We start from the raw sequence: 15,017 nt of genomic DNA, 5'->3' as shown, positions 1-15,017 counted from the left end.
TGGAATGAAGTCGCCTAGTTGCTAGGCGCTTGCGTCGGACGTGGCTAAATAACTTAGCAAGTTTATCCACAGCTGCTAAATTTTATAATTTCCAATTTCCTAGACCATAAAAAAGGGAGCCGCCTACCTTCATCCCGACTCCCGTTTCTAACATATCCCTTATTCATAAATTCCTTATGCTTTCTGAAAATCAACTGCCGCTCCAACAAAGCCTTTAAATAAAGCTTGCGCTCGAGTCGGTCGCGATGTAAATTCTGGATGAAATTGACTCGCTACAAACCAAGGATGATCTGCAATTTCAATCGTTTCTACTAAACGACCATCAGGGCTTGTGCCAGAAAATACAAAACCGTATTCTTCCATTTGCTCACGGTAAACATTATTAAATTCATAACGATGACGGTGGCGTTCTTCAATATAATCAGCACCATTATAAGCGGCTTTCACTTTTGTACCGTCTTTTAGTTTGCAAGGGTAAATACCAAGTCTCAATGTGCCCCCAAGGTCCGAGATGTCTTTTTGCTCTGGAAGCAAATCAATAATCGGGTATGCTGTGTCAGGATCAATTTCTGAAGAGTGCGCACCATAAAGACCTACAACATTGCGAGCAAACTCTACAGTAGCTAATTGCATACCTAAACAAATGCCTAGGAACGGAATTTTATTTTCACGTGCGTATTGAACAGCTGTGATTTTCCCTTCAATACCCCGATCACCAAATCCTCCAGGTACTAAAATCCCATCTACATGCTCTAATTGTTCATGAATCGTTTTCTCATCGAGCAACTCCGAATTCACCCAATGTACACGAATATCAGCATCATACATAAATCCAGCATGCTTCAATGCTTCTACTACAGATAAATAGGCATCAGGAAGCTCCACATATTTCCCCACTAAAGCTATATCTACTGTTTTGGATAGATGACGCACTTTGTTTAGAAGCTCCAGCCACTCTTCCATATCTGCTTCCTTGCAGTCTAGCCCAAAATGATTACAAGTGAGCTCATCTAATCGCTGCTCTTGTAAAGCAATCGGTACTTGATACAATGTATCTGCATCTAACATTTCTATAACAGCTTTTTCATTTATATCACAAAACAAAGCTATCTTTTCTTTCATTTCTTTACTAATCGCTTGTTCGGTTCGTAACACGATAACGTCTGGCTGAATTCCTAATGAACGTAATTCTTTAACACTGTGTTGTGTGGGTTTTGTTTTCATTTCACCAGCAGCTTGAATATAAGGAACAAGGGTACAATGCAAATACATAACGCTGTCCCTGCCTACATCTTTTTTAATTTGGCGAATAGCTTCTAAAAAAGGTAATGATTCAATATCACCAACGGTGCCGCCAATCTCCGTTATAACAATGTCTGCTCCTGTCGCTTCACCCGCACGGAATACTTGTTCTTTTATTTCGTTCGTAATATGTGGAATAACTTGAACTGTTCCACCTAAATAGTCTCCACGTCGTTCTTTGCGAATGACACTTGAATACACTTTACCCGTTGTAATATTGCTATATTTATTTAGATTAATATCGATAAAGCGTTCGTAGTGACCTAAATCTAAGTCTGTCTCCGCACCATCTTCTGTCACATAAACTTCTCCATGTTGATAAGGACTCATCGTTCCAGGATCAACATTAATATAAGGGTCAAATTTTTGGATCGTTACTTGTAAACCACGATTTTTTAATAACCTTCCTAATGAAGCAGCTGTAATTCCTTTTCCTAAAGAGGATACAACTCCTCCAGTTACAAAAATATACTTGGTCATCTTTTCTTTCCCTCTTTCTCTATATTGTGAAATGCGATAATGAAAACTTTATTCAGTAAGCTAATTGCTTACTGGATGCCTAAGTACCACATGGGTATATAACGTAAAGATTCTTACATGAATCTATCGCTTAGGAGCTATTTTCTCTCACTTAACTTGTTTCGCATGCGTAACAAACAGCATAAAACTCTAGCAAAAACAATAAAAGCGTCTCCCCAATCAACCGAGGAAACGCTTTGTCAATTAAAATAAAAGAGCCCAAGATAAATTGTACTGACCTCATTAAAAAAAGTCAAGGCTTTAAAGGATGTTTTAAATTTCCAAATGCATTGTATTCATTATCTATTTTCTATCCTCAGTTTCATCTTCATCGTCATACGCTTCATCCAAATCTTCGTCATATACTTCATCGTCAAAACCTTCGTCTAATTCTTCTGCATCATAATCTAAATCTATATCTAAATCATCATCTAAAATCTCAATATCCTCATCAACAATATCCAACTCATCTTCGTCTTTTTTCTTCTTTGCTTTCTTCTTTCTTTTCGGAGCAACATTTACTTCTTCATCCATTTTTTCTACAGGGTACCAACGCTTTAATCCCCACATATTTTCGCCAACAGTAAGAAATCTACCTTCAACATTTAAATCTGTATAAAATTGTGCAATCGCATTTTTCTTTTGCTTTTCTGTATAGCCTTTCAAATCTGCTAAACGATTAAATAAGTCTTTAAAGTGAAATGATTTTCTTTCTTCTGCCAGTAACAAGCTAGCCAACTCAATCATTGGCATTTTTTGAATTTCTTCGTGGCTATATTGATTTAAGCTCACGGTCATGCACTCCCTTTAATTTATATTGATGGCTTCTATACCGTTTATTTCATGATAATGAGGTCGCATAATAGAAATGGTTATCTGTTTGAACACACACGAATAATATATTATGAAACCTACTTTTGTTCTATCCCTGTATTTCTCTGTAATGGATAGAAACAACATAATTGAAACCACTTTAACCATACCATACATTATAAACAAAATTATATAGTTTATGCTAGAGATAAAGAAGAAAAAATGCAAGTAAAATGTAGATAGTGACCGTTGCGGAAAAACACTACGATTTCCATGGGTTGGAGCTGAGCCTCCTCGAAAAAAAGCCGTTCGCTTTTTTTCGGGTATTCCCATTGCGATTTCCTACCGGACAAAGAGAGCTGCGTCAGCGAAACATCGCAAGAAGAAGCTGATTGTTCAATTTCGAGAAGTCTCCTCGTTTTTCCTCCGCTAACTTAACAGAATCAACTATCGCTTTTTTATACTATATCCGCCGGCTATTTCCCAATCCAATTACTCAATAAACGGATAGTGTATTTTTCCTTTTTCATCAGCACAAGGTATGTTGAAAGCAAGCATTAATTTGAACCATTTTTTGGTCTTCTAGCTGGATTGTCCATCCTTATTCTTGTTGCTTTTTCTTTGATAACCTTGAACACCTGCACGAACACTTTATACGTCACACGTTGAAGACACTCTTCCAAACAGACTAAATCATAGGATTATTTATGTTAAAAGAAACTTAGCTATCACAATCCTTTATGACGATAGAACATCGTCGCTTGAATGAAACGATGAATCTTAAAAAACTATACCTTCTATAAGCTAAGCGCGAAAAGAAAAACTTCGCATGAGAAATGTTATACTCATACAAAGCTTCTTGGTTTCGGGGCGAGTTGTCATTCCAGCTTTCTTTAACATTTATCGCTCGAGGATTTAGCCTGAATAGATTGTATTAGAAATTGAATTTGGCTATCCATGTATGTCTCCAGTGTAAATTGCTTTTGTAACATCCATCTCCGAAATCCCCACATCTGCCCTTGAATAAAAATATTATTGGCAAGGAGTTGCCGTTCATTTGAGTTTAAGGAATGAGGAAAGCATTTAGCAATAACTCGCTCTAACATAGACACCATATCTTTTTCTTTCTGTAGTACATAATCTTTACTCTCTTTTTTTAACGACTTCACTTCTTGGTACATAATGATAACTTCTTCTTGCATGTCATCCATTAAATAAAAATAGGAACGAATCACATTTATAAAATGTGCCAAGGAAGAATTATCTGGGTCAATTTGTGCTTCTAAACGTTCACGCACCTGTAAATAAATGGAGTCGCAAACAAGAAATAGAATGTCTTCTTTTGTACGAATGTATTCATACAAAGTTCCAATGCTAAACCCGGCTTCTTTGGCAATTTCTCTAGTTGTTGTCCTATGAAACCCCTTTTTTTCAAACAAACTGATCGCGGATCTAATAATTTGATTTCGTCGCTTTTCAATTAACGACGGATCTTTGATGGAAGAAAGGATCGAGTTCATTTCCTTCACTCCTTCCCATTAAGCACTTAGATTCCCACATGCGGTAGTAGCTAATAGCGTAAAACACAAAAACTATACGAACGCGACATCACACACATTGTAAACAGATATCACCTTACAGTCCGCTTCATGTTAAAGAGTTAAAATATCATTTTGTAAGCATCCTACCAATGACGAGACGTTGAATTTCATTTGTTCCTTCATATATTTGGGTGATTTTTGCATCTCGCATGTATCGTTCGACAGGATAATCTTTCGTATATCCGTAACCACCAAATATTTGTACAGCCTCCACCGTAATCCTCATCGCGGCATCACCTGCGAACAACTTCGACATAGCAGAAGCCTTGCCGTATTCCATACCCTGTGATTCCAACCAAGCTGCTTGATACGTCAGTAAGCGAGCAGCTTCTACCTCTGTAGCCATGTCTGCTAATTTAAACGAAATACCTTGATTTGCTGCAATTGGCTTACCAAATTGCACCCTTTCCTTGGCATAAGTGGTCGCAGCATCCAAAGCACCTTGCGCAATTCCTAATGCCTGTGCCGCAATACCATTTCGCCCACCATCTAACGTGCTCATCGCTATTTTAAACCCTTCTCCTTCGTTACCAAGTCGATTTGCTTTTGGTATACGGCAATTTTCAAAAATTAATTCCGTTGTCGGTGAAGATCGAATTCCGAGCTTTTTTTCTTTTTTACCAAATGAAAATCCTTCTGTTCCTTTTTCAACGATAAATGCTGTCATACCTTTATGCTTAGCATTAGCGTCTGTTTTAGCAAAAACAATATACATATCTGCTACCTCGCCGTTGGTAATCCACACTTTATTACCGTTTAAAATGTAACTGTCTCCATCTTCTTTTGCAGTTGTTGACATAGACACAACATCACTTCCAGCACCAGGTTCGGATAAAGCATAGGCACCTAACGCCTTTCCCGTTGCTAAGCGATGCAAAAAGTTATGCTTTTGTTCTTCTGAACCGTAATTATAAATCGGCCAACTCGCTAAAGATACATGTGCAGATAAAGTGACACCTGTGGAAGCACATACTCGTGACAATTCTTCAACAGCTATGACGTAACTCATGTAATCAGAGCCAATCCCGCCATATTCTTCTGGCCAAGGAATTCCCGTTAGCCCAAGTTCTGCCATCTGATCAAAAATTCCCCGATCAAATCGCTCTTCTTCATCTCGTTCTGCCGCTGAAGGTTCTACTTCATTTTCCGCAAATTCGCGTACCATTTTTTTAAGCATCTTTTGTTCATCCGTAAGATCAAAATTCATGGACAAACCCTCCCTTATTGTTTGAGTAAATTTTTAGCTACTACCATGCGTTGAATTTCACTCGAGCCTTCGTATATTTCCGTAACTTTTGCGTCACGGAACAGTCGTTCAACAGGATAATCTTCCGTATAGCCGTAACCACCAAATATTTGCACCGCTTCAATAGCGTTATCGACAGCTACTTTAGAAGCATATAATTTAGCCATGGAAACTTCTTTCCCTGATGTCACACCACGCTCTACGAAATGAGCAGCTTGGTAGACGAGTAGTTTAGCTGCCTCTGTCCGAGTTGCCATGTCCGCTAATTTAAAGGAAATGCCTTGGTTTTCTGCAATTGACTTGCCAAATTGCTTTCGTTCTTTGGCATACTTTGTTGCCTGCTCTAGCGCTGCTTCACTTATTCCAAGCGCTTGAGCCGCTATACCAATTCTACCGACATTTAAATTATGCATGGCAATTTTAAACCCTTTTCCTTCTTCTCCCAAAAGTTGTTCTTTGCTAATGCGACAATTGTCAAACGTCAGTGTCACTGTATTGGATCCGTGTAGCCCCATTTTCTTCTCTGGTTTACCAATGATAAGTCCAGGAGTATCCCGCTCTACGATAAACGCACTAATTTCTCTTTCTTCTGTACGCGCAAAGGTGATATATGTATTAGCCACACCACCATTTGTAATAAACACTTTCGACCCATTTAAAATGTATGCCTCTCCGTCTTTCACAGCTTTTGTTTTTAGACTTGCTGCATCCGATCCTGCATTCGGTTCTGTTAAAGCAAAAGCTCCTAAATATTCACCACTTGCCAGTTTAGGAAGATAGAAATCCTTTTGCTGTTCCGTACCAAAATAAAGAATCGGATTCGTTCCGACAGATGTATGGACGGATAAAATAACACCTACCGTTGCACTCACCTTTGATATCTCATGAATGGTTTGAATATACGCAGTGTAATCCATTCCTGCTCCGCCATATTTCTCTGGAATAGGAATTCCCATTAGTCCAAGCTCTCCCATTTGCTTGACGACTTCTATTGGAAAGCGATCCTCCTCTTCCATAAGAGGTACCGCTTTCAAGATTTCGGTTTGCGCAAAATCTCTCACCATTTTATTTAGCATTTGTTGCTCGTCGGTCCAACGCAGCATATTGTTTTCCCCCTCGATCTTTACAAGTTTTTACGTATACACATAAAAACCTCGACCTGTTTTTTTACCTAACCATCCCGCTTGCACATATTGCTTCAGTAACGGGCATGGTCGGTATTTACTATCGGAAAAGCCTTCATGCAGTACCTCCATAATGTACAAACATGTATCCAAACCAATAAAATCAGCGAGTGTTAACGGACCCATCGGATGATTCATACCTAGTTTCATTGATGTATCTATATCTTCTGCCGTAGCAACTCCTTCTTGTAATGTATAAATAGCCTCGTTAATCATTGGCATTAATATACGGTTGGAAACAAAACCTGGGAAATCCGCGACAGTAACTGGCGTTTTATGTAATGCTCTTGCCATTTGCTCAACTTTAAAATAGGTTTCATCACTTGTTTGTAATCCCCGAATAATTTCTACCAACTCCATAATTGGAACCGGATTCATAAAATGCATGCCAATCACCCGGTCAGGGCGATTCGTCGCAGCTGCTAGTTTAGTAATTGGCAAAGATGACGTATTAGAAGCTAAAATAGTACGTGCTGGCGCTAATTGGTCCAACTCTTTAAAAATAGCGGCTTTGGCATCCATATTTTCGATGACAGCCTCAATAACGATATCCGCCTTTTCCACAGCTTCTACCTTCTCCGCACGTTGCAATCTTTGCAGCGTTTCATCACGTTGTTTTTCCGTTATTCGTTCTTTTTCAAAAGCTCGTTGTACAAACGTGTGAATTCTTTTCATACCATTATCCAATGATGCGACATGTTTATCATATATGACTACATGAAACCCAGCTTGAGCACAGACCTGGGCAATTCCTGCCCCCATTTGCCCAGCGCCTATGACCATCACTTGTTTAATATCCAATTCCTCTCCCCCTTGTTAATTACTGTTTAGGTACTTCGATTAAAACAGCGTCACCTTGACCTCCTCCGCTACAAATTGCAGCAATGCCAAGTCCACCCCCACGTCGTTTAAGCTCATAAATAAGCGTTAGAATAATCCGCGCTCCACTTGCGCCGATTGGATGACCCAATGCAACTGCCCCACCATTTACATTCACCTTTTCCGGATCAATCCCGGCAATTTTGCCACTCGCTAATGCTACTGCAGCAAACGCTTCATTAATTTCAAATAAATCAATTTCTTCTTTGGAATACCCCGTTTTTTCCAATAATTGATTAATAACTAGACCTGGTGTTTTCGGAAAATCTTCTGCAGGAACAGCAATTTCCGTATGCCCTTTTATAACTGCTAATACTTCTTTTCCAAGTTCGGAAGCTTTCTCATCTGACATAACAACAAATGCACATGCACCATCATTTATCCCCGGAGCATTCCCTGCGGTGATCGTACCATCTCGGTCAAATGCCGATCGAAGCTTCGCTAGTTTTTCTATGCTCGTATCTTTTCTTGGAGCTTCATCTTGATCGACAATAATTGGCTCGCCCCTACGTTGTGGCACTTCCATAGCTACAATCTCTTCAGCAAACTTGCCATCCTCTATCGCTTCTACGGCACGTTGATGGCTGCGATACGCCCATTCATCTTGTTCCTCTCGCGTTAAATCATACTCTGCTGCTGTCGTATTTCCATACGTTCCCATATGAACACCATGGAAAGAACAAGTCAATCCATCATGTACCATCATATCGACAACTTTCTTGTCACCCATTCGATTGCCCCAGCGAGCATCTGGCAAAAAGTATGGAGCATTACTCATACTCTCCATCCCACCAGCAACAATGATATCTTCATCACCTAAACGAATAAGCTGGTTTGCTAATGTAACACTTCGTAATCCCGAGGCACATACCTTGTTCACCGTTTCTGTCTTCACTTCCCAAGGAATTCCTGCTTCTCTGGCTGCTTGTCTAGAAGGAATTTGCCCTTGACCGCCTTGTAAAACATTTCCTATTATTACTTCATCTACATCACTACCAGCTATATGGGCACGTTTTAATGCTTCTTCAATAGCCTTCCCCCCTAACTGTGAAGCGGTAAAAGGTTGTAGTGCACCACCAAACTTTCCAAACGGAGTCCTAGCTCCAGATACAATCACTGCTTCTCTCATAACTTATTAATCACTCCTTTATTTTGATTGAACGCTCGCTCATCGTTTCATTCAGAATATGTTCAAAAAGCTTAGTTACCTAACTTTTTTTAGAAAAACTTAACTTGTCGCCAATTGTTATGACGAACGCTGTAGCTTTTCTTATACTATTATTTTTTACTTTCTAAAGTGCAGCAAAGGCTCAAGGTGCGCCCGTTTAGCAACGTAGAAAATGGAACAAATCATTAAAGCTTTAGAAACCATGGTGAGGGAAGAACTAATGATGACTTAGCTCAGAGCAATTTGTTAAATTACCTCGTTGCTGGGCGCCAGAGCCAGACGTGACTTATTCGGTTATGCTGTTATACACAAACCACTTATCTTAAATTCTCCTATAGTGAAGCATACTCTATAGATTAATAGAATAACAGGTATCGAGAAATATTCGAAGTGTTTTTATTGCAAATTTGTTAGAAAAACTTGGCTTGTCGCCAAGTCTTATCGCGAAAGCCTTTGTTTTTCTTTATACGATAAACCCCAGAACTTTGTACTTTCCTATGGTAAGCAGTTAAAGACAATTTCACGCTGTCACACCATTCTATTAAGCGGATTTTATTTGTTCTTCATTACATACAGAAATAGCTAAAATCTCTGCTACATCCATCGTGCTAATATCCTCTTCCACTTCTTTCGCTTTTGTACCATCACTGATCATCGTTAAACAATACGGGCATGCACTAGAAATCATGTTCGGCTTAACCGCTAACGCTTGCTCTGTACGCGCAACATTAATACGATTTCCTGTCGTTTCCTCAGCCCACATTAACCCACCACCTGCTCCACAGCACATCCCATTTTCTCTCGTACGTTGCATTTCTACCAATTCTAACCCTGGAATAGCTTGGAGAATCTCCCGCGGCGGATCGTATACGCCATTATACCTTCCTAGATAACAAGAATCATGGTATGTCAGCCTTTGGTTAATCGCTTTTTGAGGCTTCAACTTCCCTTCTATCAATAAATCATATAATAATTGGGTATGGTGGTAGACTTCCGCTTCAAATCCAAAATCTGGATACTCATTTTTAAAAATATTGTATGCATGTGGATCGATCGTAACAATTTTTTTCACATCATTTTTCGTAAATTCTTTAATATTTTTCTCCGCTATTTCCTGAAATAAGAACTCATTCCCTATCCGACGAGCTGTGTCTCCAGAATTCGCTTCTTTATTTCCTAAAATTGCAAAGCTCACACCTGCTTGGTTTAATAACTTGGCAAACGCAATAGCAATTTTTTGGCTTCGATTATCATATGCTCCCATAGAACTAACCCAAAATAAGTATTCGAAATCTTTGCCTTCTTTACTTAATTCTTTTATCGTTGGTATGTGCACAGACTCATCTTGCTCACGCCACTTAATCCGATCTTTTTTCGATAATCCCCATGGATTACCTTGTCGTTCAATATTCATAACTGCTCGTTGAACATCTTGGTCCATCTTTCCTTCTGTCATGACCAAGTACCTGCGCATATCGATTATCGTTCCTACATGCTCGTTGTTAACAGGGCAGGCATCTTCGCAGTTGCGGCACGTTGTACAACCAGCCAATTCTTCTTCTGTAATGACATCGCCAATTAAACTCGCGCTTTGCACAGTGGCAGCAGCCTCTTGTTTTGCAGTGGCTTGATTGCCCGCCGTGTTGGCAAATGCATAGGCTGGGACCCATGGCGACTTTCCAGTAATTGCTGCGCCTTTTTCTGTTAAATGATCTCGTACTTTAATCATAATGTCCATGGGCGATAGCATTTTCCCTGTACCTGCAGCAGGACAAACATCTGTACATCTACCGCATTCTACACATGCATAAAAATCAATCATTTGATGCTGTTCAAAATCTTCCACTTTCCCAACACCGAATGCGATCTCTTCTTCCTCTTGATCTTCATCCATATCAAAATCAATTTTCTTTAACTTACCTGGTACACGCTTACTTAAAAACACATTAATTGGTGCAGCAATTAAATGGGCATGCTTGGATTGTGGGACGTAAACGAGGAACACAAGGATTGTGATCGTATGAATCCACCAAGCGACATAAAATAGTACCATAGCAGCAGTAGATGACAACCAAGAAAACGCCATCGCAATGACACTTGCAACGGGCTCCGTCCACGTTACATCATGACCGTGCCATAATAATGCCATTCCATTTCCAAATAACACAGAGATCATTAATGTACCAATAAACAATAAAACTAAACCTGCCTTAAATCCGCGTTTAAGACGGACAAGTTTTTCAATATAACGGCGATAAAAAGCCCATATCACTGCTACAAGAATCATTAATGTTACTAACTCCTGAAAAAATACAAACCCTGGATAAAGCGGTCCAAAAGGTAAGTGGTTTCCAGGTGATAATCCCTTAATAAACATGTCCATCGCACCAAATTGTACGAGAATAAATCCATAAAACATCATGACATGAATAATGCCAGATTTTTTATCCTTTAAAAGTTTCGACTGACCAAAAACAATCTTCCCTATTCTTCTGAATCGCTCTTTAAACTCCCCATCAAACTCTGACTTTTTCCCTAAACGAATATAAGCCACCCGTGTAGCTACGACTTTTGCAAATAAGTACACCCCATAAATCGTAATGACGGTAAATGCAATGGCATTTACTAACAAAAATGTATTCACTTCACTCACTCCCCTTATCATGCAGTAGAACAATTTGAATAGGTGCACAACTCTCCCTTGACAACGATTTCATTTTTCAGAAAAATGGTTTGTTTTTAAATCTTATATTTACTACTATAAATATGAATGATCATTCAGTCAACTGTTTTTCTACTATATTTTCTCTTTTGATCAAAGAAGAAATAAATTTTTTACATCTTTCTGTGAACAATTATTATAAGCCCCGACATTTTTTTGGGGTAACAATGAAAGGATTCTTATCTAACTTATAACAGAATGAATACAGTCCAAGTATTATGGATAAAACAAATTCATATATTATAAAAACTTGGATTGTAACAAACGCTGTAGTTTTTCTTATACTATAATCGTTTAAACTTTTTGCTTTCTTACTAATAGGATAAAAGTGACGTTCTCCTAGTTCACATTATACGGTTTTCAAAACCATATTTTTACATGTAAACGTATTCTTTGTGAATACTTATAAAGAGAGGTAAATGTCATAAAAATATCACATGTGAATACTTTCACAATATGATATTTTTGTTATACTATTAATAGAAGCTTTAAATATATGAAGGAGGTAGTTCTATGACTACTACTACTTTATCCCCTTGGAGAACTTTCCGTAGTGGGAAATGGGAACAAGACGTTAATGTTAGAGACTTTATTATACGCAATTTTACTGGCTACGAAGGTGATGAACAATTTCTAGCTAAACCTACACAAAACACGTTAGATCTTTGGAAACAAGTAACAGAACTTACTGCAAAAGAACGCGAAGCTGGTGGCGTATTAGATATGGATACAAAAATCCCTTCTACCATTACGTCACATGGTCCTGGATATCTTGATAAAGATAAAGAAACCATTGTCGGCGTTCAAACGGATAAACCATTTAAACGTGGTCTAATGCCATTTGGTGGTATTCGCATGGCGAAAAATTCATGTGAAGCATATGGCTATGAGTTAGATAAAGAAACAGAGCACATTTTTACGGAATATCGCAAAACACATAACCAAGGCGTATTTGACGCTTATACTCCAGATATGAGAAAAGCACGTAAAGCTGGTATCATTACAGGTTTGCCTGACGCTTATGGGCGTGGTCGAATCATCGGTGACTACCGTCGCGTTGCTCTATATGGTGTAGACTTCTTAATTAAGAAAAAACAAGAAGAACTTACATTGCTAGAAAACGACGGTGTTATGACTGAAGATATCATTAAACAACGTGAAGAGCATAATGAACAAATAAGAGCATTGCACGAATTAAAACAGTTAGCAGAAAGCTATGGATTTGATATTTCTAAACCAGCTACAAATGCGCAAGAAGCTATTCAATGGGTATACTTGGCTTATTTAGCTGCGATTAAAGAACAAAATGGTGCCGCAATGAGTTTAGGGCGTGTATCTACATTCCTAGACATTTATATTAATCGCGACCTACAAGAAGGTCACCTAACAGAAGAACAAGCACAAGAACTTATTGACCATTTTGTTATGAAATTGCGTTTAGTGAAATTCGCTCGTACTCCAGAATATAATGAATTATTTAGCGGGGACCCTACTTGGGTAACAGAATCCATTGGTGGTGTAAGCTTACAAGGTGAGCCACTTGTTACAAAGAGCTCATTCCGTTTCTTACACACATTAACGAACTTGGGACCTGCTCCGGAGCCTAACTTAACGATTCTTTGGTCTACAAAATTACCAGAAGCGTTTAAAAAATATTGTGCTAAAATGTCCATTGAATCAAGCTCCATCCAATATGAAAATGACGATTTAATGCGTAAACATTACGGTGATGACTACGGTATCGCTTGTTGTGTAAGTGCGATGGAAATCGGTAAACAAATGCAATTCTTTGGCGCACGCGCTAACCTAGCTAAGGCTTTACTTTATGCGATTAATGGTGGCGTAGATGAAAAATTAAAAATGCAAGTAGCACCACCACTTCGCCCGATTACTTCTGATGTGTTAGACTTTGAAGAAGTTATGGAACGTTACGATGTCATCTTAGACTGGTTAGCTAAGCTTTACATGAATACATTAAACGTCATTCACTTCATGCATGATAAATATGCGTATGAACGTATTGAAATGGCACTACACGACAAAGACGTTCTTCGTACAATGGCAGGCGGTATTGCTGGACTAAGCGTTGTTGCAGATAGCCTAAGTGCTATTAAACACGCAAAAGTTCATGTTATTCGTGATGAAGACGGCTTAGCAGTAGATTATCGTATTGAAGGAGACTTCCCTAAATATGGTAACAACAATGATGAAGTAGATTCCATAGCTGTAGACGTTGTGAATCGTTTTATGAATAAGTTCCGTCAACACGAAACATACCGTAATGCTGTACCAACATTATCTATCTTAACGATTACTTCAAACGTTGTTTACGGTAAGAAAACAGGGAACACACCGGACGGTCGTCGTGCTGGTGAGCCATTTGCACCAGGTGCTAACCCACTTCATGGTCGTGATCAATCTGGAGCACTTGCATCCTTAAACAGTGTTGCTAAAATACCTTACGAAAACTCATTAGACGGTATTTCTAATACAACAAGTTTTGTTCCAAAAGCACTAGGTAAAACAGAAGATGAACGTACAAGCAACTTAGTATCCATTCTTGATGGCTATGCAAGTAAAGAAGGACATCACTTAAACATTAACGTATTTGACCGTGAAACGTTAGAAGATGCCATGGAGCATCCAGAATTATATCCACAATTAACGATTCGTGTTAGTGGATATGCAGTAAACTTCATTAAACTTACTAAAGAGCAACAGCTCGATGTTATTAACCGTACATTCCATAAAGGATTGTAAGCATACTTGTAACTTAATTTTGTTAGGAAGGGCATTTATCCTGCCCTTCCGCCTTAAAGAAGGGGGCTTTACCAATGATCGGAAGAATTCACTCGATAGAAACATGCGGTACAGTAGACGGACCGGGTTTGCGTTATGTCATCTTTTTACAAGGCTGTCTGCTTCGATGTCAATTTTGCCATAACCCCGACACGTGGGACGTAAAAGGCGGGGTTGAGAAAAGTGTAGCCGAAATCATCACAGACCTAAAAGACTACCTCCCATACATTAAGAGCAGTGGAGGCATTACGGTTAGCGGCGGAGAACCATTATTACAAATCGATTTTCTGCTGGAGCTGTTTAAGGAATGCAAAAAATTAGGCGTCCACACGGCAATTGATACATCAGCTGGATGTTTTCGGGAAAGCCCTACCTTTTTAAGGAAAGTGGATGAGTTATTACGTGTTACAGATCTTGTACTCTTAGATATTAAGCATTTAGATAATGATTTACACAAACAGCTTACAGGAATGCCCAATGCACATATCTTGAAATTTGCGGAACTATTAGCCGAGAAAAATACACCTGTTTGGATTCGCCGTGTTCTTATTCCAGAAAGAACAAATGACCCAGACGAATTAGCAAGGCTAAATGATTTCATTAAAAATATGGGTAATGTACAAAAAGTTGAAGTACTTCCGTATCATAAGATGGGAATTTATAAATGGGAGCATTTAAATTTAGAATACCCACTTGCCGGTGTCGAACCACCTACAGAAGAAGAAGTGAAGCGCGCTAAAGAAATACTTTCTATTCCCGCTGAATCGTAGAATCGTTAGTCGAA

10 protein-coding genes are annotated in these 15,017 nt (G+C 38.8%); 2 read left to right on the top strand and 8 right to left on the bottom strand.

Annotation, left to right across the window (positions count from 1 at the left end):
• Nucleotides 1-174: 174 nt before the first annotated feature.
• From BUB45_RS11430 to BUB45_RS11395, 8 genes are all read right to left on the bottom strand, one after another.
• Nucleotides 175-1,782 carry a CTP synthase gene (locus BUB45_RS11430; RefSeq protein ID WP_073009200.1) on the bottom strand — a complete coding sequence of 536 codons (1,608 nt, stop codon included), beginning with the start codon at nucleotides 1,780-1,782 and terminating at the stop codon, nucleotides 175-177.
• A gap of 342 nt (nucleotides 1,783-2,124) precedes the next feature.
• Nucleotides 2,125-2,613, bottom strand: a complete 489-nt coding sequence (rpoE, locus tag BUB45_RS11425; protein ID WP_073009197.1) for a DNA-directed RNA polymerase subunit delta — start codon at nucleotides 2,611-2,613, stop codon at nucleotides 2,125-2,127.
• Nucleotides 2,614-3,527: 914 nt separating this feature from the next.
• Entirely contained in the window at nucleotides 3,528-4,154 is a 627-nt protein-coding gene (locus BUB45_RS11420; protein ID WP_073009194.1) for a TetR/AcrR family transcriptional regulator, read from the bottom strand.
• 148 nt (nucleotides 4,155-4,302) lie between these two features.
• Nucleotides 4,303-5,442 carry an acyl-CoA dehydrogenase gene (locus tag BUB45_RS11415; RefSeq protein WP_073009191.1) on the bottom strand — a complete coding sequence of 380 codons (1,140 nt, stop codon included), beginning with the start codon at nucleotides 5,440-5,442 and terminating at the stop codon, nucleotides 4,303-4,305.
• Nucleotides 5,443-5,456: 14 nt separating this feature from the next.
• Nucleotides 5,457-6,584: an acyl-CoA dehydrogenase gene (locus tag BUB45_RS11410; RefSeq protein WP_073009188.1), complete on the bottom strand. Its 1,128-nt coding sequence runs from the start codon at nucleotides 6,582-6,584 to the stop codon at nucleotides 5,457-5,459.
• A 30-nt stretch (nucleotides 6,585-6,614) separates the two neighbouring features.
• Nucleotides 6,615-7,466, bottom strand: a complete 852-nt coding sequence (locus BUB45_RS11405) for a 3-hydroxybutyryl-CoA dehydrogenase (RefSeq protein WP_073009186.1) — start codon at nucleotides 7,464-7,466, stop codon at nucleotides 6,615-6,617.
• Nucleotides 7,467-7,485: 19 nt separating this feature from the next.
• Nucleotides 7,486-8,673 carry an acetyl-CoA C-acetyltransferase gene (locus BUB45_RS11400; protein WP_073009183.1) on the bottom strand — a complete coding sequence of 396 codons (1,188 nt, stop codon included), beginning with the start codon at nucleotides 8,671-8,673 and terminating at the stop codon, nucleotides 7,486-7,488.
• Nucleotides 8,674-9,253: 580 nt separating this feature from the next.
• A complete protein-coding gene (locus BUB45_RS11395; RefSeq protein ID WP_073009180.1) occupies nucleotides 9,254-11,356 on the bottom strand; it encodes a (Fe-S)-binding protein in 2,103 nt (700 codons plus the stop codon).
• A 591-nt stretch (nucleotides 11,357-11,947) separates the two neighbouring features.
• Between BUB45_RS11395 and pflB the strand changes: the two genes are divergently transcribed.
• Together pflB and pflA are read left to right on the top strand one after the other, a co-directional pair.
• The gene (gene pflB, locus BUB45_RS11390) at nucleotides 11,948-14,194 is read left to right on the top strand and encodes a formate C-acetyltransferase (RefSeq protein WP_073009177.1); all 2,247 of its coding nucleotides are present in this window, start codon (nucleotides 11,948-11,950) and stop codon (nucleotides 14,192-14,194) included.
• A 74-nt stretch (nucleotides 14,195-14,268) separates the two neighbouring features.
• Nucleotides 14,269-15,003 carry a pyruvate formate-lyase-activating protein gene (gene pflA / locus BUB45_RS11385; protein ID WP_073009175.1) on the top strand — a complete coding sequence of 245 codons (735 nt, stop codon included), beginning with the start codon at nucleotides 14,269-14,271 and terminating at the stop codon, nucleotides 15,001-15,003.
• Nucleotides 15,004-15,017 lie beyond the last annotated feature (14 nt).

It is taken from the genome of Virgibacillus chiguensis, from assembly GCF_900129865.1.
In the GTDB taxonomy this organism is placed as follows: Bacteria; Bacillota; Bacilli; order Bacillales; family Amphibacillaceae; genus Virgibacillus; species Virgibacillus chiguensis.
Note: the sequence above shows the minus strand (reverse complement) of the source record. Positions and strands in the feature narration are given on the sequence as shown.

Coding starts and splice junctions, on each gene's coding strand:
- BUB45_RS11400 (WP_073009183.1), bottom strand. CDS start 8,673: ATGAGAGAAGCAGTGATTGTATCTGGAGCTAGGACTCCGTTTGGAAAG.
- BUB45_RS11410 (WP_073009188.1), bottom strand. CDS start 6,584: ATGCTGCGTTGGACCGACGAGCAACAAATGCTAAATAAAATGGTGAGA.
- pflB (WP_073009177.1), top strand. CDS start 11,948: ATGACTACTACTACTTTATCCCCTTGGAGAACTTTCCGTAGTGGGAAA.
- BUB45_RS11420 (WP_073009194.1), bottom strand. CDS start 4,154: ATGAACTCGATCCTTTCTTCCATCAAAGATCCGTCGTTAATTGAAAAG.
- pflA (WP_073009175.1), top strand. CDS start 14,269: ATGATCGGAAGAATTCACTCGATAGAAACATGCGGTACAGTAGACGGA.
- BUB45_RS11415 (WP_073009191.1), bottom strand. CDS start 5,442: ATGAATTTTGATCTTACGGATGAACAAAAGATGCTTAAAAAAATGGTA.
- BUB45_RS11430 (WP_073009200.1), bottom strand. CDS start 1,782: ATGACCAAGTATATTTTTGTAACTGGAGGAGTTGTATCCTCTTTAGGA.